General features: G+C 49.7%; 13 protein-coding genes, 4 tRNA genes and 1 rRNA gene. 2 read left to right on the forward strand and 16 right to left on the reverse strand.

Features of this window, described 5'->3' with window-relative positions; genetic code table 11:
• Window positions 1-65: 65 nt before the first annotated feature.
• The 13 genes from rpoC to GA565_RS23490 form a co-directional block, all read right to left on the reverse strand.
• Window positions 66-4,286: a DNA-directed RNA polymerase subunit beta' gene (gene rpoC / locus GA565_RS23430; protein ID WP_152201189.1), complete on the reverse strand. Its 4,221-nt coding sequence runs from the start codon at window positions 4,284-4,286 to the stop codon at window positions 66-68.
• Window positions 4,287-4,442: 156 nt separating this feature from the next.
• On the reverse strand, window positions 4,443-8,471 hold the full coding sequence (rpoB, locus tag GA565_RS23435) for a DNA-directed RNA polymerase subunit beta (protein ID WP_055773977.1): 4,029 nt from the start codon (window positions 8,469-8,471) through the stop codon (window positions 4,443-4,445).
• Window positions 8,472-8,805: 334 nt separating this feature from the next.
• A complete protein-coding gene (gene rplL / locus GA565_RS23440; RefSeq protein WP_055773975.1) occupies window positions 8,806-9,171 on the reverse strand; it encodes a 50S ribosomal protein L7/L12 in 366 nt (121 codons plus the stop codon).
• A 70-nt stretch (window positions 9,172-9,241) separates the two neighbouring features.
• Window positions 9,242-9,748, reverse strand: a complete 507-nt coding sequence (gene rplJ, locus GA565_RS23445; RefSeq protein ID WP_055773973.1) for a 50S ribosomal protein L10 — start codon at window positions 9,746-9,748, stop codon at window positions 9,242-9,244.
• 359 nt (window positions 9,749-10,107) lie between these two features.
• Complete coding sequence (gene rplA / locus GA565_RS23450; RefSeq protein ID WP_055773971.1) at window positions 10,108-10,812, reverse strand: 50S ribosomal protein L1; 705 nt, start codon at window positions 10,810-10,812, stop codon at window positions 10,108-10,110.
• A 3-nt stretch (window positions 10,813-10,815) separates the two neighbouring features.
• On the reverse strand, window positions 10,816-11,244 hold the full coding sequence (gene rplK / locus GA565_RS23455) for a 50S ribosomal protein L11 (RefSeq protein ID WP_055773969.1): 429 nt from the start codon (window positions 11,242-11,244) through the stop codon (window positions 10,816-10,818).
• Window positions 11,245-11,503: 259 nt separating this feature from the next.
• Window positions 11,504-12,049, reverse strand: a complete 546-nt coding sequence (gene nusG / locus GA565_RS23460; protein WP_055773967.1) for a transcription termination/antitermination protein NusG — start codon at window positions 12,047-12,049, stop codon at window positions 11,504-11,506.
• 1 nt (window position 12,050) lies between these two features.
• Window positions 12,051-12,434, reverse strand: a complete 384-nt coding sequence (gene secE / locus GA565_RS23465) for a preprotein translocase subunit SecE (protein WP_055773965.1) — start codon at window positions 12,432-12,434, stop codon at window positions 12,051-12,053.
• A gap of 251 nt (window positions 12,435-12,685) precedes the next feature.
• Window positions 12,686-13,870: an elongation factor Tu gene (gene tuf, locus GA565_RS23470; protein WP_152201191.1), complete on the reverse strand. Its 1,185-nt coding sequence runs from the start codon at window positions 13,868-13,870 to the stop codon at window positions 12,686-12,688.
• 108 nt (window positions 13,871-13,978) lie between these two features.
• A tRNA-Thr gene (locus GA565_RS23475) sits at window positions 13,979-14,054 on the reverse strand.
• A 13-nt stretch (window positions 14,055-14,067) separates the two neighbouring features.
• Window positions 14,068-14,142 (reverse strand) — tRNA-Gly (locus GA565_RS23480).
• Window positions 14,143-14,345: 203 nt separating this feature from the next.
• Window positions 14,346-14,430, reverse strand: a tRNA-Tyr gene (locus GA565_RS23485).
• 20 nt (window positions 14,431-14,450) lie between these two features.
• Window positions 14,451-14,526: transfer RNA gene (locus GA565_RS23490), tRNA-Thr, on the reverse strand.
• A 430-nt stretch (window positions 14,527-14,956) separates the two neighbouring features.
• On the opposite strand from GA565_RS23490, the gene GA565_RS23495 reads away from it, so the two are divergent.
• Both GA565_RS23495 and coaA read left to right on the forward strand, forming a co-directional pair.
• Window positions 14,957-15,505, forward strand: coding sequence for a GNAT family N-acetyltransferase (locus GA565_RS23495; protein WP_152201192.1), 549 nt, complete (start codon window positions 14,957-14,959; stop codon window positions 15,503-15,505).
• A gap of 228 nt (window positions 15,506-15,733) precedes the next feature.
• Window positions 15,734-16,684: a type I pantothenate kinase gene (coaA, locus tag GA565_RS23500; protein ID WP_152201194.1), complete on the forward strand. Its 951-nt coding sequence runs from the start codon at window positions 15,734-15,736 to the stop codon at window positions 16,682-16,684.
• Window positions 16,685-16,752: 68 nt separating this feature from the next.
• On the opposite strand, the gene birA is transcribed toward coaA, so the two are convergent.
• The 3 genes from birA to rrf form a co-directional block, all read right to left on the reverse strand.
• Window positions 16,753-17,712 (reverse strand): bifunctional biotin--[acetyl-CoA-carboxylase] ligase/biotin operon repressor BirA, encoded by a 960-nt coding sequence (gene birA, locus GA565_RS23505; protein WP_152201195.1) that lies wholly within the window; start codon window positions 17,710-17,712, stop codon window positions 16,753-16,755.
• On the reverse strand, window positions 17,709-18,746 hold the full coding sequence (gene murB / locus GA565_RS23510) for a UDP-N-acetylmuramate dehydrogenase (RefSeq protein ID WP_152201197.1): 1,038 nt from the start codon (window positions 18,744-18,746) through the stop codon (window positions 17,709-17,711). Before murB ends, birA begins: the two co-directional genes overlap by 4 nt.
• Window positions 18,747-19,034: 288 nt before the next feature.
• Window positions 19,035-19,150 (reverse strand): 5S ribosomal RNA (rrf, locus tag GA565_RS23515).
• Window positions 19,151-19,229 lie beyond the last annotated feature (79 nt).

The raw sequence follows: 19,229 nt of genomic DNA on the forward strand, positions 1-19,229 counted from the left end.
CAGATTGTAGATAAAAAAAAACCGCTCCGAGGAGCGGTTTTTTATTGCTTGGTTAACAGGACGAATTAATCGTTGCTGTTACCAAAACCTGCGTTCAGCAACTCGGCCAGGTTAGCCGTTGCTTCGTCAGCGCTAACTGGCGCTACAACAGGCACATCGCCCAGAGCTTTACGGCGAGCACGTTCCTGGTGATAAGCGTAACCGGTACCGGCTGGGATCAGACGGCCCACAATTACGTTCTCTTTCAGGCCGCGAAGTTCATCACGTTTACCCGCAACAGCGGCTTCGGTAAGAACACGCGTCGTTTCCTGGAACGATGCTGCAGAGATGAAGGACTCGGTCGCCAAGGATGCCTTGGTGATACCCAGCAGGTCGCGGCTGAATGTTGCCGTGATTTTGCCTTCAGCTTCCAGCTTACGGTTAGCGATTTTAACGCGAGACATTTCTGCCTGCTCGCCTTCCAGGAAGTCGGTGCCGCCCGCGCTAACGATGGTGCCTTTACGCAGCATCTGACGAACGATAACTTCAATGTGTTTATCGTTAATCTTAACGCCTTGCAGACGGTAAACTTCCTGCACTTCGTTGGTGATGTAACGGGTAACCGCATGCACACCACGAAGACGCAGAATGTCGTGTGGAGACTCAGGGCCGTCGGATACGACGTCACCACGTTCCACAACCTCACCCTCGAACACGTTCAGCTGACGCCATTTAGGGATCATTTCTTCGTAAGCATCGCTGCCATCCAACGGAGAAATTACCAGACGACGTTTGCCTTTGGTCTCTTTACCGAACGAGATGATCCCGCTGATTTCAGCAAGGATTGCAGGCTCTTTCGGACGACGCGCTTCGAACAAGTCAGCAACGCGTGGCAGACCACCGGTGATGTCCTTGGTACCGCTGGATTCCTGAGGAATACGCGCAAGGGTGTCACCAGAGTGAATCTGCGTACCGTCTTCCAGCTGTACAATCGCTTTACCCGGCAGGAAGTATTGAGCAGGCATATCTGTACCTGGGATCAATACGTCGTTGCCTTTGGCATCAACGATTTTCAGCGCTGGACGCAGGTCTTTACCGGCTGCGTTACGCTCTGCAGAGTCCAACACGACCAGAGAAGACAAACCGGTAAGGTCGTCAGTCTGACGGGTGATGGTCAGGGTATCGACAATATCGGTAAAGCGAATGAAACCACTCACTTCACTGATGACTGGCATGGTGTGCGGATCCCAGTTAGCAACGGTTTCGCCGCCAACAACAGGTTGTCCATCACCTTTACCCATTACAGAACCGTAAGGCACTTTGTAGCTTTCTTTGGTACGACCGAATTCGTCGATCAGTTTCAGCTCGGTGTTACGAGAAGTGATAACCAGTTTGCCGTTAGCATTGCTAACGTGCTTGTGGTTGCTCAGCTTAATCGTACCGGTGTTCTTAACCTGAATGCTTGATTCTGCCGCCGCACGAGATGCCGCACCACCGATGTGGAACGTACGCATCGTCAGCTGTGTACCTGGCTCACCGATTGACTGTGCTGCAATAACGCCGATCGCTTCACCTTTATTGATGATGTGACCACGTGCCAGGTCGCGACCGTAGCAGTTTGCACACACACCAAAGTCGGTTTCACAACTTACAACAGAACGCACTTTCACGCTGTCGACAGAGTTCTCTTCTAACAGATCACACGTCTTCTCGTGAAGCAGGGTGTTACGCGGAACAAGAATGTCCGCAGTACCCGGCTTGAGGATGTCTTCAGCCGTAACACGGCCCAGTACACGCTCACGCAGTGGTTCTTTAACGTCGCCGCCTTCGATGACCGGAGTCATCAGGATACCTTCATGAGTACCACAGTCGTCTTCGGTAACAACCAAGTCCTGCGCCACGTCAACCAGACGACGGGTCAGATAACCGGAGTTAGCCGTTTTAAGTGCGGTATCCGCCAAGCCTTTACGCGCACCGTGGGTTGAGATGAAGTACTGAAGTACGTTCAAACCTTCACGGAAGTTCGCGGTGATTGGCGTTTCAATGATGGAACCGTCCGGCTTGGCCATCAGGCCACGCATACCGGCCAGCTGACGAATCTGCGCAGGTGAACCACGCGCACCGGAGTCGGCCATCATAAAGATGCTGTTGAAGGAAACCTGCTGCTCAACAACGCCTTCACGGTTGACGACGTCTTCGACAGACAAGTTTTCCATCATGGCCTTAGCAACACGTTCGTTCGCTGCGGCCCAGATATCGATTACCTTGTTGTAGCGTTCGCCAGCGGTTACCAGACCAGACTGGAACTGCTCTTGAATCTCGGCAACTTCGGTTTCTGCTTCATCGATAATCTCTGCTTTCTTGGCAGGGATAACCATGTCATCGATACCTACAGACACACCTGAGCGTGCTGCATAGGCAAAACCGGTGTACATGGTCTGGTCAGCAAAAATAACGGTCGGCTTCAGGCCCAAAATGCGGTAACAGGTGTTCAGCATTTTGGAGATAGCTTTTTTGCCCAACGGCTGGTTAACGATAGAGAACGGCAGACCTGTAGGTACGATCATCCAAAGGATGGCGCGGCCAATCGTCGTATCGATAATAGAAGTCCGGTGAGTCACTTCGCCTTCGGTATTCTTGATCTCTTCTGTAATACGCACTTTTACGCGAGCATGCAGAGAAGCAAGACCGGCGCGGTAAACACGCTCAGCTTCTTTCGGGCCAGTCAGTACCATGCCTTCGCCTTTGGCGTTAACACAGTCACGGGTCATGTAGTAAAGACCCAATACAACGTCCTGTGAAGGAACGATGATTGGCTCGCCGTTCGCTGGTGACAGAATGTTGTTGGTAGACATCATCAGGGCACGCGCTTCCAACTGAGCTTCAAGCGTCAGTGGAACGTGTACTGCCATTTGGTCACCATCGAAGTCGGCGTTGTATGCCGCACAAACCAGCGGGTGAAGCTGAATTGCCTTACCTTCGATCAATACAGGTTCAAACGCCTGGATACCCAAACGGTGCAGGGTTGGTGCACGGTTCAGCAGTACCGGGTGTTCGCGGATAACTTCGTCGAGGATATCCCAAACGACAGCTTCTTCGCGCTCAACCATCTTCTTGGCAGCTTTGATGGTGGTAGCAAGACCACGCAGTTCCAGCTTGCCGTAGATGAACGGTTTGAATAGCTCGAGAGCCATTTTCTTCGGCAGACCACACTGGTGCAGACGCAGGTATGGACCTACGGTGATAACGGAACGACCTGAATAGTCGACACGTTTACCCAGCAAGTTCTGACGGAAACGACCCTGTTTACCTTTAATCATGTCTGCCAGAGATTTCAGCGGACGCTTGTTGGAGCCGGTAATTGCACGACCGCGACGGCCGTTATCCAGCAAAGCATCTACCGCTTCTTGCAGCATACGTTTTTCGTTACGTACGATGATGTCTGGCGCAGCCAGGTCAAGCAGGCGTTTCAAACGGTTGTTACGGTTGATCACGCGACGATACAGGTCATTCAGATCTGACGTTGCGAAACGACCACCGTCCAACGGAACCAATGGACGCAAGTCTGGCGGCAGCACAGGCAGCACGGTCAGGATCATCCACTCTGGCTTGTTGCCAGACTGTACGAACGCTTCCAGCAGCTTGATGCGCTTGGTCAGTTTCTTACGCTTGGTTTCGGAGTTGGTTTCGTTCAACTCTTCACGCAGCTGCTCGCACTCTGCTTCCAGATCCATGTTTTTCAACAGGGCCTGAATAGCTTCTGCACCCATCTTGGCGTCGAACTCGTCACCAAACTCTTCCAACGCGTCAAGATACTGCTCTTCAGTCAGGATCTGGCGTTTTTCGAGGTTAGTCATGCCGCCTTCGATAACCACATAGGATTCGAAGTACAGGACACGTTCGATGTCGCGCAGTGGCATATCCAGCAGTAAACCGATGCGCGATGGCAAAGATTTCAGGAACCAGATGTGTGCAGTAGGAGATGCCAGTTCGATGTGGCCCATACGCTCACGGCGTACTTTAGTCTGGGTCACTTCAACGCCGCACTTCTCGCAGATCACGCCACGGTGTTTCAAACGCTTGTACTTACCGCACAGGCATTCGTAATCTTTTACTGGTCCGAAAATACGGGCGCAGAAAAGGCCGTCACGTTCTGGTTTGAACGTACGGTAGTTAATGGTTTCTGGCTTCTTAACTTCACCAAAAGACCAAGAACGGATCATGTCTGGCGATGCCAGAGCAATTTTGATCGCATCAAACTCTTCGGTCTTAGTTTGCGCTTTCAGAAACTTTAGTAAGTCTTTCACGGATTGGCTCCCGTCTGGTTAGACCTGTTAGGCACCTGCTGTCTACTGGTAAACAGGCAGGCACCCCTGTGACCACAGTGAATTCGAGTGTTTCTGCAATAATTCAAGCTACAGGTGCGGGTCGCCTTCCTGCAGCTCGAAATATTGGGGGCAAACTTACTCGTCTTCCAGCTCGATGTTGATACCCAGGGAACGGATCTCTTTCAACAATACGTTGAAGGATTCCGGCATACCCGGTTCCATACGATGATCGCCATCCACAATGTTTTTATACATTTTGGTACGGCCGTTAACGTCATCGGACTTCACGGTTAGCATCTCTTGCAGGGTATAAGCGGCACCATATGCTTCAAGTGCCCATACTTCCATCTCACCGAAGCGCTGACCACCGAACTGCGCCTTACCACCCAGCGGCTGCTGAGTAACGAGGCTGTAAGAACCGGTAGAACGCGCGTGCATCTTGTCATCGACAAGGTGGTTCAGTTTCAGCATGTACATGTAGCCGACAGTAACCTGGCGCTCGAACTGCTCACCGGTACGGCCGTCAAACAGTGTAATCTGACCTGAGGTCGGAATACCGCCCATCTCAAGCAGCTGCTTGATTTCAGTCTCTTTGGCACCGTCGAAGACTGGTGTTGCGATTGGCATACCTTTTTTCAGGTTCTCAGCCAGACGCAATACTTCGTCGTCGGTGAAGGTGTTCAAGTCAACTTTCTGACGAACGTCGTCGCCCAAATCATAGGCTCTCTGAATGAACTCGCGCAGCTTGGAAACTTCTTCCTGTTTCTTCAGCATGGCATTGATTTTTTCACCAATACCTTTCGCTGCCATACCCAAGTGGGTTTCCAGAATCTGACCGATGTTCATACGAGACGGAACGCCCAGCGGGTTCAGTACGATGTCAACCGGCGTACCGTCTGCATCGTAAGGCATATCTTCGATCGGGTTGATCTTGGAGATAACACCTTTGTTACCGTGACGACCGGCCATTTTGTCACCCGGTTGAATCTGACGTTTAACGGCCAGATACACTTTAACGATTTTCAGCACGCCAGGTGCCAGGTCATCGCCTTGGGTGATTTTACGACGTTTGGCATCGAGTTTTTTCTCAAACTCTGACTTCAATTCGTCGTACTGTTCGGCCAGCTGTTCCAACTGGTTTTGTTTGTCTTCGTCGGTCAGAGACAGTTCCAACCAGCGATCGCGTGGCAGTTTTGCAAGCTTCTCAGCTTCAATACCACCGCTAACCAGCGCTGAATGGATACGTGAGAACAAACCGGCTTCCAGGATCTGCAGCTCTTCAGTCAGGTCTTTCTTAGCCTGCTTCAACTGCATGTCTTCGATTTCCAACGCACGCTTGTCTTTTTCCACGCCATCGCGGGTAAAGACCTGAACGTCGATAATCGTACCGGAAACACCGTTTGGTACACGCAGAGAAGAGTCTTTAACATCAGACGCTTTCTCACCGAAGATAGCGCGCAGCAGTTTCTCTTCTGGCGTCAGCTGGGTTTCACCTTTAGGCGTTACCTTACCAACCAGAATGTCACCACCGGTCACTTCAGCACCGATATAAACGATACCGGATTCATCCAGCTTGGACAGCGCTGCTTCACCCACGTTAGGGATGTCGGCAGTTATCTCTTCCGGCCCCAGCTTGGTGTCACGAGACACGCACGCCAGTTCTTGAATGTGGATGGTGGTAAATCTGTCTTCCTGAACAACACGCTCGGACACCAAGATGGAGTCTTCGAAGTTGTAACCGTTCCAAGGCATGAACGCGACGCGCATGTTTTGGCCCAGTGCCAATTCACCCAGGTCTGTTGATGGGCCATCTGCCAGCACGTCGCCGCGCTCGATTGGCTCACCCAGATTCACACAAGGCATCTGGTTGATGCAGGTGTTCTGGTTAGAACGGGTGTATTTGGTCAGGTTATAAATGTCGATACCTGCTTCGCCCGGGTACATCTCGTCTTCGTTAACACGGATAACGATACGGGATGCATCCACGTACTGAACAGTACCGCCACGTTTGGCAACGGCAGTAACGCCGGAGTCAACCGCTACAGCACGTTCCATACCGGTACCCACCAGCGGCTTGTCAGCGCGCAGAGTAGGTACAGCCTGACGTTGCATGTTCGCACCCATCAATGCACGGTTGGCGTCATCGTGTTCCAAGAATGGAATCAGTGAAGCACCAACGGATACGATCTGCTGGGTAGATACGTCCATATAGTCAACCTGATCGCGGCTAAACAGGCTTGATTCGCCTTTGCTACGACAGGTAACCAGGTCTTCCAGGAAGTGGCCTTCTTCACTCAGGTTGGAGTTCGCCTGAGCAATAACGAAGTTACCTTCTTCAATGGCTGACAGATAGTTGATTTCATCAGTCACCACACCTTCGCGCACGCGGCGATAAGGCGTTTCGAGGAAACCATACTCATTGGTCTGTGCATAAACAGACAAGGAGTTGATCAGACCGATGTTTGGACCTTCTGGCGTTTCGATTGGACATACGCGACCGTAGTGAGTCGGGTGTACGTCTCGAACTTCAAAGCCAGCACGCTCACGGGTCAAACCGCCCGGGCCCAGTGCAGAAATACGACGCTTATGCGTGATTTCAGACAACGGGTTGTTCTGGTCCATAAATTGTGAAAGCTGGCTTGAGCCGAAGAACTCTTTCACCGCCGCCGAAATCGGCTTGGCGTTGATCATGTCCTGAGGCATCAGGGTATCGAGGTCGCCAAGAGACAGACGCTCTTTAACCGCACGCTCAACACGGACCAGACCTACACGGAACTGGTTTTCAGCCATTTCGCCGACAGAACGAATACGACGGTTGCCCAAGTGGTCGATATCATCCACTTCGCCAATGCCGTTACGAATGCCGATCAGCTTTTTCATAACCTGGATGATGTCGTCTTTGCTCAGGATACCTGAACCTTCGATTTCATCACGCAGCAGAGAACGGTTGAACTTCATACGGCCTACAGCAGACAGGTCGTAACGATCTTCAGAGAAGAACAGGTTCTCAAACAGGCTTTCAGCAGCTTCGCGAGTTGGCGGCTCACCAGGGCGCATCATACGGTAGATCTCAACCAGAGCGCTTAAGCGATCGCTGGTTGGGTCGACGCGAATGGTCTCGGACATGTACGCGCCATGATCGAGGTCATTGGTGAACAGCGTTTCAATGGTTTTGTGTCCGGCCTGGCTCAGTTTAGCCAACAGGTCCAGAGACAATTCCATGTTCGCAGGAACAATCAGCTCACCGGTATTGGTGTCGATGTAGTCTTTAGAAACGACTTTCCCTGCGATGTACTCAACAGGAACTTCGATGCGCTGAATGTCATCTTTTTCAAGCTGACGAATATGACGTGCAGTAATACGGCGGCCTTTTTCGATATAGACTTTGCCGTCAGCTTCGATATCAAAGGAAGCTGTTTCACCGCGCAGGCGCTCAGGTACCAGTTCCATCTGCAACTTGTTGTCGCGGATCTGGTAGATAACCTTGTCAAAGAACAGGTCAAGGATCTGTTCTGTGGTGTAGCTTAGTGCACGCAGAATGATGGTCGCTGGCAGTTTGCGGCGACGGTCAATACGTACAAACAGGTTGTCTTTCGGGTCAAACTCGAAGTCCAACCATGAACCGCGGTAAGGGATGATACGTGCGTTGTACAGCACTTTACCCGAAGAGTGGGTTTTGCCCTTATCGCTGTCAAAGAATACGCCTGGACTACGGTGAAGCTGAGATACGATAACCCTCTCAGTACCGTTAATCACAAAGGTACCATTTTCGGTCATGAGCGGAATTTCGCCCATATAGACTTCTTGTTCCTTGATGTCTTTGACCGTACCTTCTGGTGCTTCGCGTTCGTAAATTACCAGACGCAGTTTCACGCGCAGTGGCGCGGAATACGTTACACCGCGGATCTGGCATTCTTTAACGTCGAACACCGGCTCACCGAGACGGTAGCTAACGTATTGCAGCTCAGAGTTTCCGCTGTAGCTCTTAATAGGAAATACGGAACGGAATGCTGCTTCCAGACCGTGTTGGCCTTCCGAGTCTTGCTCGATAAACTTCTGGAACGAGTCAAGCTGGATAGAAAGGAGATAAGGAATATCCAAAACTTGTGGACGTTTCCCAAAATCCTTACGGATGCGTTTCTTTTCGGTATAGGAGTAAACCATAGGGTTCCTCAGCTCGCTGATCAGTGACCCAATCTTGTCTGTCCGGATGGACAGTTCATGCAACACCATTTCTGTCGATCGGAAAGTCGAAACACTTTCCGCAATATCCGTCACTACCACTCTTAAATCATTTCGTTGCGCATTATCCCTGGATGAGCCAAGGCAAGCGGCGGCAATATATTAAGTCGTAAAATAGAAAGAGATATCGGAGTAATTCAGTGGTCAAACAGTGTGAAACACCACTGACACTCTATAGCGCAAAAAGGCTGGTGACTAAAAAGTCACCAGCCATCAGTCTGTTAATTAAAACAGACTGCACTCAGAAAGCAGTGGCTTATTTAACTTCAACTTCAGCGCCAGCTTCTTCCAGAGCTTTTTTCAGTGCTTCAGCGTCGTCTTTGCTGATGCCTTCTTTCAGAGCTGCTGGTGCAGACTCAACCAGGTCTTTAGCTTCTTTCAAGCCCAGGCCAGTTGCGCTACGAACAGCTTTGATTACTGCAACTTTGTTTGCGCCGATACCTTTCAGTACAACGTCAAACTCGGTTTTCTCTTCTACAGCTTCAGCAGCGGCAGCAGGGCCAGCAACAGCAGCAGCAGCAGAAACGCCGAATTTCTCTTCCATCGCAGCGATCAGTTCTACGATTTCCATTACAGACAGAGCTGCAACGCCTTCAATGATTTGGTCTTTAGTGATAGACATTTAGATTTGTTCCTAGAAAACAGAAATAGTTTATACGTAAGCGAAACGTGATAAGAAAGGAAGTTGCTGATTAAGCAGCAGTAGCTTCTTCTTTCTGATCGCGAACAGCAGCCAATGTGCGAACCAATTTGCCGGCAGCGGCTTCTTTCATGGTTGCCATCAGGCGTGCGACTGCTTCATCGTAAGTAGGCAGAGTTGCCAGACGATCGATTTGATCGGCTGAAATGAACTCACCTTCAAAGGCCGCAGCTTTAACCTCGAACTTAGCGTTCGCTTTAGCGAAATCTTTGAACAAACGGGCAGCAGCGCCTGGGTGTTCATGAGAAAACGCGATCAAGGTTGGACCAACAAACGTGTCTTTCAGGCACTCGAATGGAGTACCTTCAACGACGCGGCGCATCAAGGTGTTACGAACAACACGCATGTAAACGCCAGCTTCACGACCTGCTTTACGCAGTTCAGTCATTTTATCTACGGTAACGCCGCGAGAATCCGCAACAACCGCAGACAGCGCGCCTTTGGCTACTTCGTTGACTTCAGCAACAATCGCTTGTTTGTCTTGAAGATTTAATGCCATTAGCTTTAGCTCCTGGATTTAGCCGGGGAAAATCCCCGGAACTCACATCACTTATAACCGGGATCGGAAATAAGCGTTCAAACACGGTGAGCAGAGAATCCAGTAAAACAATTCTTAAAAAGAAAAATTTTTATTCAGGCTCTGTCACCGTCTACGCAGGAAATATTAAGTCTTTTGCAAGACTCCTGCGGTCTTGGACGGAGGCCTGGATAGGCCAGGCTCCAACCGAAAAATTCTTGGTTTCGTTCGACCGAAACACTATCGCTTTTTAAAAAAACGAACGGGGGATAGATTTTAGACAAATCTATCGCCCACGTAAAGCGATAAAAGCAAGCAGTGCTTATTCTAACTTTTAAAAGTTAGGCAACTGTTGCTGAAAGGCCGCTCTGATCAACAGAAACGCCAGCGCCCATGGTGGTGGACAGGCTAACTTTCTTGATGAACACGCCTTTAGCCTGTGAAGGCTTGGCTTTCTTCAACGCAACCAGCAGTGCTTCCAAGTTTTCTTTCAGCTTGTCAGCGTCAAAGTCAACTTTACCGATGGTGGTGTGAATGATGCCGTTTTTGTCGTTACGATAACGAACCTGACCCGCTTTAGCGTTCTTAACTGCTTCAGCAACGTTAGGAGTTACAGTACCCACTTTCGGGTTTGGCATCAGACCGCGTGGACCAAGAACTTGGCCCAATTGACCTACAACGCGCATTGCATCTGGAGATGCGATAACAACGTCGAAGTTCATTTCGCCTTTCTTGATCTGGTCAGCCAGGTCTTCCATACCTACCAGCTCAGCGCCTGCAGCTTTAGCAGCTTCAGCGTTTGCACCTTGGGCGAAGACAGCAACGCGAACGGAACGACCGGTGCCGTTAGGCAGAACGGTAGCACCACGAACGTTTTGGTCAGATTTACGTGCGTCGATACCGAGGTTAACGGCAACGTCTACGCTTTCTACGAATTTAGCGGTAGCCAGCTCTTTGAGCAGGGCTAAAGCTTCGTTGATTTCATACTGTTTAGTAGTATCAACTTTGTCACGGATCACGCGCAAGCGCTTGGTCAGCTTAGCCATTTCTTATCCCTCTACTACCAGGCCCATGGAACGAGCGGTACCTTCGATGGAGCGAACCATTGCTTCCACGTCAGAACCAGTCATGTCCGCAGCTTTGGTTTCTGCGATTTCACGAACCTGAGTGCTCGTTACAGTACCTACTTTGTCTTTGTTCGGCTTGCCGGAACCAGACTTGATACCAGCCGCTTTCTTCAGCAGAACTGCTGCTGGAGGCGTTTTGGTAACGAAGGTGAAAGAACGGTCAGAATAAACGGTAATAACAACAGGGATCGGCAGACCTTTTTCGATGCTTTCAGTCTTAGCATTGAACGCCTTACAGAATTCCATGATGTTAACACCTTGCTGACCCAGTGCCGGACCGACCGGTGGACTTGGGTTAGCAGCGCCGGCTGCAACTTGCAGCTTGACGTAGGCTTGTACTTTCTTGGCCATGTTAATTTCCTCAGTTGGGTATTAGCGCCTTTTTGAAGAGGCTCCCCGTGGTTTTCGATATCTAGCTTTGATACTTAATTACTTAAGTATGCGTTTTTAAGCACAGCGCCATGTCGTCACCCGTCTTAAGGACCGGCGTTCAGCATTTTTGCTGAGCATAAAAACAAAAGGCGCGAAATTATAGTTTAATTTCGCGCCTCATACAACACCTGAACCAGGTTATTTATTGCCCGCTGCGTGAACGCGGCGGTGAAGGTGATTAACCCTTCTCTACCTGTCCGAAGTCCAGTTCAACCGGTGTAGCACGGCCAAAGATGGAAACAGAAACTTTCAGGCGGCTTTTTTCGTAGTCCACTTCTTCGACAACGCCGTTGAAGTCTGCAAAAGGACCGTCGTTGACGCGAACCAGCTCGCCCGGCTCGAACAGAGTTTTCGGACGTGGTTTATCACCGGCTTGCTGCAGGCGATTCATGATGGCATCAACTTCTTTATCACTGATTGGTGCTGGCCTGTCCGAGGTGCCGCCGATGAAACCCATCACGCGCGGAACGCTACGAACAAGGTGCCAGCTGGCATCGTTCATCACCATCTGAACCAGCACATAACCCGGGAAGAATTTACGCTCGCTTTTGCGACGCAGCCCACCGCGGATTTCAACAACTTCCTCGGTAGGAACCATCACGTCACCGAACAACTCTTCCATGTCGTGCAATTTGATGTGCTCACGCAGCGATTGAGCCACGCGGCCTTCAAAGCCGGAAAACGCCTGAACGACGTACCAACGTTTTTTAGGTGCTTCAGACATTTTAGAACCTCAAGCCAGTAATGAAGGATACCAGACGGACCAGAATACCATCCAGGCCCCAAAGAATCAGTGACATTACTGCCGTAACAGCAGCCACGATCAGTGTGGTATGCAATGTTTCCTGGCGTGTAGGCCAAATTACTTTACGTACTTCTGTACGTGCTTCTCGCGCGAAGGCGACAGTTGCTTTGCCTTTAATCGTCATCAGGGCTACTGCACCAGCAATAGCAATAACAACGACAACTGCCAACGCACGTAACGGCAGGCTATATGCACGGTAATAATAGTTACCGACAATAGCTACGACCAGTAAAACGGCTACAACAATCCACTTAACCGCTTCCAGGCCGCGCCCGCTCCCTTGAGCCTCGGTATTCGCACTCATAAACCAACCCGTCACAATGAATCAGAACAAACAACTTTGCCTCGCATTGCGAGGCAAACCAAACCGATTGATGCTCTGCAAGAGCGTACACTCGGTGTTTACGCTATCTCTGAGAGCCTATCTCACCAATGATTATGACGTATAAATCGCTGATGAGATAGGTTCTAACGCTATAGCGTAGAAAAGGGCATCGAATGATGCCCTTTTAGTGTGTATTGCGTCAACGTAAAGTGACAAAAAACTATCAGCGATTAAGCGATAACTTTAGCAACAACACCAGCACCAACAGTACGACCGCCTTCACGGATTGCGAAACGCAGGCCGTCGTCCATCGCGATTGGGTGGATCAGGGTCACAACCATGTTCACGTTGTCACCTGGCATTACCATCTCTACGCCTTCTGGCAGTTCGATGGTACCGGTCACGTCAGTTGTACGGAAGTAGAACTGTGGACGGTAGCCTTTGAAGAACGGAGTATGACGGCCGCCTTCATCTTTGCTCAGGATATAGACTTCTGAGTCAAATTTGGTGTGTGGTTTGATTGAACCTGGTTTAGCCAATACTTGACCACGTTCGATGTCTTCACGCTTGATACCGCGCAGCAGAACACCTACGTTCTCGCCTGCACGACCTTCGTCAAGCAGTTTACGGAACATTTCAACGCCGGTACAGGTAGACTTAACGGTGTCTTTGATACCTACGATTTCTACTTCTTCGCCAACTTTAACGATACCGCGCTCTACACGACCGGTAACAACTGTACCACGGCCGGAGATGGAGAATACGTCTTCGATTGGCAGCAGGAATGGCTTGTCAATTGCGCGCTCTGGTTCTGGGATGTAAGAATCCAGGAAACCGGCCAGCTCAATGATTTTAGCTTCCCACTCAGCGTCGCCTTCCAGTGCTTTCAGCGCTGAACCACGAACGACTGGCAGATCATCGCCTGGGAAGTCGTACATAGACAGAAGTTCACGAACTTCCATTTCTACCAGTTCCAGCAGCTCTTCATCATCAACCATGTCACATTTGTTCATGAACACGATGATGTAAGGAACGCCAACCTGACGACCCAGCAGGATGTGCTCACGAGTCTGTGGCATTGGGCCATCAGTCGCAGCAACAACCAGGATAGCGCCGTCCATCTGAGCAGCACCGGTAATCATGTTTTTCACGTAGTCGGCGTGCCCTGGGCAGTCAACGTGCGCGTAGTGACGAGCTGGGGTATCGTACTCAACGTGAGAGGTGTTGATGGTGATACCACGTGCTTTTTCTTCTGGTGCGTTATCGATCTGGTCGAATGCACGAGCAGAACCGCCGTAGGTTTTAGCCAGAACGGTGGTGATAGCAGCAGTCAGGGTAGTTTTGCCGTGGTCAACGTGGCCGATAGTACCAACGTTGACGTGCGGTTTAGAACGTTCAAACTTTTCTTTAGACATCGATTGTCCCTCTGAGACACGGTTAGATCGGTGGTATCACCACATCAACCAAGCAATTGCTTGTTTGAATTAAGTTTCAGAAGAAAATCAGGGGGATGAATTTAGAAGTGGTGCTGATAGGCAGATTCGAACTGCCGACCTCACCCTTACCAAGGGTGCGCTCTACCAACTGAGCTATATCAGCACATCTAGTTAGTTGGAGCGGGCAGTGGGAATCGAACCCACATCATCAGCTTGGAAGGCTGAGGTAATAGCCATTATACGATGCCCGCATCCTAGAACCCGGCTACCTGATTTTTCTGAAGAACATCAAGGTGGGGACAAGGCGATGAAACACTTAATTCCGCACCTTCACCTCAAGACCCTTGCTGTTTCATTTAAATGAAAGCCAGGAGACTCAAGGTTGTAAACTTTCATCTTTCACTCTGCTGGCTGGTTGATTCGGCGACTGCCGTTTCTACCTCGCAGAGGAAGATGGTGGTGGGGGAAGGATTCGAACCTTCGAAGTCGATGACGGCAGATTTACAGTCTGCTCCCTTTGGCCGCTCGGGAACCCCACCTAATTGTGTTAAGTACTTGATGGTGCCGGCTACCGGAATCGAACTGGTGACCTACTGATTACAAGTCAGTTGCTCTACCAACTGAGCTAAGCCGGCATCAAGTGCTGCGCATTCTAGGGGGACTTGGCGGGTCATGCAACAAAAAAATTGAGATAATTGTTCGTTAGCTCATGTTTTATTCAAAATAGTGCTTTCAGGCCCATTTTAGTCTCTTTATTGCTTAAAGAGCAGCCAGTTGAGCCGTTATTTTACACATCCTCCTTGCGCTTTCGGTGGGGCGCGATTCAAAAAAAGGAAAAAAGTGGCGATTCATTTCTTCTCACGGATAAATCCGCTCTCCCTCTTTGCACCAAAAGAGTGATCTAACGCACACTTTTGTGCCAGGTCTCTCCCCAGCAGCAGCAACGCTACCTGTTATTTGGGGTTTTTTAGTTGGCGCGCTTATTGCTTTGGTTATGGATAAGAGATGAATGAGAGTTTTTTCCTGATATCCCATACTCCCACATCCTTCTTTGGAGAAGCGAATATGAAAATTGTCCTGCTCAATGCCGCAACGTTGCCTATATACCGCGAAGAACTGGCTGAACTGTTTTGCGATGCCCATGCGGGAGGCCAGCCGGGGTGGCTTTGCAATGAAGACTCCCCTGTCGTCAGCGAAGCATTTTTCCATGACTTGCGTGAGGCCATGTCGAGGCATCAGCGATTATTATGGATTGCCCGCAGTGAGCAGGGGCTAATAGGAACAGTACAGCTTGAGTTAGCGGCAAGTGATACTTTGCGGCAATGCGGTACCGTATCGACGTTAGTGGTGGATACGGCAGCCAGAAGGCAGGGTGTGGCGAAGCAGCTTATGCGGGAACTGGAGAATACGGCTTTTAGTCTGCGCCGTGGGCTGCTGTCACTCGATATACAGGCAGGCAGCGCCGCGGAGGCTTTTTATCGCGCGCAGGGTTACCGATGCTCTGGTAAAAAATCGACTGATTCGCCTGAGTCCTACGCATCTCCCCAGCTCGACAGGCTTTATTATAAGCGCTTGATCCCGAACGCTCCGCTCCCCTCACGGACCGTAAATTAATTGCCTCTCTATAATTAACAATTAGTTAACAGAGGGTTAGGGGTTTATGACCCCATTTTTCATGTCTTTTTTTTCAAAAATGTTTTAACTCAATCAAAGAAATCGATAAGTAAATAAGAAAAATGTCTACGCCTGAAAGCAAGCTGTCTATAATAGCCAGCTGGTTTACTGTCTGGAGTTGGCGTGCAGCGCCTTTCCTGACCTGCGCTAACAGGCAGACTTTAACTTATGAAGAAAAGAGACTTATCTTTGGCAACCCCATACCTACAGTTCGACAGAACTCAGTGGGCAGCCCTACGTGATTCAGTGCCGTTAACGCTCAAAGAAGCGGAAATCATGAAACTGAAAGGTATCAACGAGGACCTGTCTCTTGAAGAAGTTGCGCAAATCTACCTGCCGCTTTCGCGTCTGCTAAATTTCTACATCAGCTCCAACCTGCGCCGCCAGGCAGTTCTTGAGCAGTTTTTAGGAACCGATGGGCAAAAAATCCCTTATGTGATTGGCATTGCCGGCAGCGTTGCGGTGGGTAAAAGCACGACGGCGCGTCTGCTTCAGGCCCTGTTAAGCCGCTGGCCTGAGCATCGCAGTGTAGAGTTGATTACAACCGACGGTTTCCTCTATCCCAACAAAACGCTCAACGAGCGTGGGATCATGAAGAAAAAGGGGTTCCCGCAGTCATACGATATCCAGCAGCTGGTGAAGTTTGTATCCGAAGTTAAATCGGGTGCTAAAAACGTCAGTGCGCCGGTCTATTCGCATTTGATTTATGACGTCATCCCCGACGGCAATAAAGTCATTAATCAGCCGGATATACTGATACTTGAAGGTCTCAACGTTCTGCAAAGCGGGATGGATTATCCTCATGATCCACATCGTGTATTTGTGTCGGACTTTGTCGATTTTTCTATTTATGTTGATGCCCCAGAAGATTTATTACAAAGTTGGTACATCAATCGCTTCCTGAAATTCCGTCAGGGCGCCTTCTCAGATCCCGATTCTTATTTCCACCATTATTCCAAACTGCCTGAAGCCGAAGCTGTTCAAATTGCTACCGGACTGTGGAACGACATTAACGGACTGAATCTAAAAGAAAATATCTTACCTACACGCGAGCGCGCCAGTCTAATTATGACAAAGAGTGCAAATCACGCAGTAGAAAATGTCCGGCTGCGAAAATAATTTCTAAAATAAGAAAGGGAGACATAATTGCCTCCCTTTCTTATTAATTAGCTATAAAATTCTCGACTTCAAAGGCCGCGCAAAGATATTTCACCGCCGATATAAGTCTTAATTTCCCCATCAATTTCGAGCAATAGTGCGCCCTGCTGATCAATACCACGTTCGATACCGTGTATTTCCTTATCGCCAATCAGCAATTTAACCGGGCGATCGAGGAAATTATCAATATTGCGCCAGCGTATAATAAACGGTGCAAGCCCATCCAACTCGAATTGGCGTAACGCTGCCCGCAGGTCTTTCAGTAAAGTGACCGTCAGTTCATTGCGATCGATATCAATACCGGCTTCCTGCAGGTTAATCCACCCCTGATTGATGATATCAGCCGCCGGTTCGCGCATACGAAGATTAATACCGGCGCCGATAACCAAATGTGCCGCATCGCCCGTTTTACCCGTTAATTCGACTAAGATACCCGCAAGCTTGCGATCTTTCAGGTACAGATCGTTTGGCCATTTCACTCTGACATCGGCAGCACCCAGGCGTTGCATCACTTCCGCCATCACAATACCAATAACCAGACTCAGTCCCATAGCCGCTGCAGGACCCTGATCCAATTTCCAATACATTGAAAGATAAAGGTTAGAGCCGAAGGGTGAAAACCACTTGCGCCCACGACGCCCTCTGCCAGCCTGCTGGTATTCAGCCACGCAAGCATCACCTGAGTTAAGCTGGTGAATGCGGTCCATTAAATATTGATTGGTTGAATCAATAACCGGAAGAACGTCTACCTTTCCTTCTGGCAAAGCCGCGAGGATTTTATCGCTATTCAACAGCTGTATCGGCGCCGGTAGTCTGTAGCCTTTACCCGGCACAGTGAAGATATCTAATCCCCACTCTCGTACGGTTTGAATATGTTTGTTAATGGCGGCTCTGCTCATGCCCAGTTCAGTTCCAAGCTGTTCTCCGGAATGAAATTCACCGTTGGACAGAATAGAAATCAGGCGCAGCGGCACGGTGATGTCTTTCATGATAAAGCCTCAACTGCGTTCACTTCACCCAGAGCGGAGATAAATCGCACCTCGGGCTCCAACCACACGGAAAACTTGTCTGCAACCTGCTGGCGAACGTGGCGTGCGAGCGCAACAACGTCCTGACTGGTGGCATTATCTTGGTTAATCAGCACTAAAGCCTGCTGTTGATGTACTGAAGCTCCGCCTATTTTAAAACCTTTCAGGCCAGCGTTTTCGACCAGCCAGCCTGCCGCAAGTTTCACCTTGCCGTCGGCCTGTGGGTATATCGGCATATTTGGGTAATCGATGCGCAGTGCCTCTGCACTTTCGGCATCAACAATTGGATTCTTATAGAAGCTGCCCGCGTTACCTGTTTTAGCAGGATCTGGTAATTTGCTGCGGCGCATGGCACATACGGAATCAAATATCTGCTTTGGTGTGACCGTTACGGGGTCCATGCGCGTCAAATCCCCATAAGTCAGCTTAGGATGCCACTGTTTAGGCAAATGTAATCCTACAGCGACAATGGCATAGCCTTCGCGATAAGCATGTTTGAAGATACTTTCACGATAGCCAAACAGGCAATCGATAGCCAACAGACGCAGTACTTCACCGTTATCAAGGTTAAGTAAATCAACGTAGCTGCACAGGCTTTGCAGCTCAATGCCGTAGGCGCCAATGTTCTGGATTGGCGCAGAGCCAACGCATCCCGGAATTAACGCAAGATTTTCTAAACCGCCGATGTTATTTTCTAAAGTATGGCAGACCAGCTGATGCCAGTTTTCACCAGCTCCAACGTGGAGTAGCCATTCACTGTCTGTTTGTGTAATTTCGATGCCTTTTAGGCGATTTACCACCACAATACCGGTAAAGTTCTCCAGAAACAGGACGTTACTTCCTTCACCAAGCAGCAACATTGGCTGATGATTTTCCTTGGCCAAATACCAGGCATCTGTCAGATGCTCATTTCGCGTCGCCGTGATAATTTTTGACGCCTGCGCTTCAATAGCGAAGGTATTAAGGTTTTTCAGTGATGTGTCGTGACTCGACATAACGCATGTTACTCATTCGTGGCTTAATTAGCCTTAGTTTACCCGATCCTGTGCGGGCTGACGCGACTGTTTTTCACCGCTTTTCCGAGATCTGAAAACCGAAGAGTGAAAATAATGACGAAAATTTTAGCGATTATTGCATGATTTAGCCACTTACAGACGTAAAAAGGCCCCTGTCGTCAGACAGGGGCCCGCTTTTCGTGGCAGTTGACCCGGCTTTTCGCCCTTTTACACACGCCAAATAGCAAAAAACCCCAGCTTTCGCTGAGGTTCTGTGCTTTATTTGATGCCTGGCAGTTCCCTACTCTCGCATGGGGAGACCCCACACTACCATCGGCGCTACGGCGTTTCACTTCTGAGTTCGGCATGGGGTCAGGTGGGACCACCGCGCTACTGCCGCCAGGCAAATTCTTTTTATTCTAACCGCTTTCCCCATTACTCAGGGTAAGCCATCAGAACCAATCTTTGAACAAGCTGATTTCA

It is taken from the genome of Rouxiella sp. S1S-2 (genome assembly GCF_009208105.1).
Classification (GTDB): Bacteria; Pseudomonadota; Gammaproteobacteria; order Enterobacterales; family Enterobacteriaceae; genus Rouxiella.

Bases quoted from the DNA above. Each gene is read 5' to 3' on its own strand.
- rpoB (WP_055773977.1), bottom strand. From the start codon at position 8,471: ATGGTTTACTCCTATACCGAAAAGAAACGCATCCGTAAGGATTTTGGG.
- rplL (WP_055773975.1), bottom strand. From the start codon at position 9,171: ATGTCTATCACTAAAGACCAAATCATTGAAGGCGTTGCAGCTCTGTCT.
- rplJ (WP_055773973.1), bottom strand. From the start codon at position 9,748: ATGGCATTAAATCTTCAAGACAAACAAGCGATTGTTGCTGAAGTCAAC.
- rplA (WP_055773971.1), bottom strand. From the start codon at position 10,812: ATGGCTAAGCTGACCAAGCGCTTGCGCGTGATCCGTGACAAAGTTGAT.
- rplK (WP_055773969.1), bottom strand. From the start codon at position 11,244: ATGGCCAAGAAAGTACAAGCCTACGTCAAGCTGCAAGTTGCAGCCGGC.
- nusG (WP_055773967.1), bottom strand. From the start codon at position 12,049: ATGTCTGAAGCACCTAAAAAACGTTGGTACGTCGTTCAGGCGTTTTCC.
- secE (WP_055773965.1), bottom strand. From the start codon at position 12,434: ATGAGTGCGAATACCGAGGCTCAAGGGAGCGGGCGCGGCCTGGAAGCG.
- tuf (WP_152201191.1), bottom strand. From the start codon at position 13,870: ATGTCTAAAGAAAAGTTTGAACGTTCTAAACCGCACGTCAACGTTGGT.
- GA565_RS23495 (WP_152201192.1), top strand. From the start codon at position 14,957: ATGAAAATTGTCCTGCTCAATGCCGCAACGTTGCCTATATACCGCGAA.
- coaA (WP_152201194.1), top strand. From the start codon at position 15,734: ATGAAGAAAAGAGACTTATCTTTGGCAACCCCATACCTACAGTTCGAC.
- birA (WP_152201195.1), bottom strand. From the start codon at position 17,712: ATGAAAGACATCACCGTGCCGCTGCGCCTGATTTCTATTCTGTCCAAC.
- murB (WP_152201197.1), bottom strand. From the start codon at position 18,746: ATGTCGAGTCACGACACATCACTGAAAAACCTTAATACCTTCGCTATT.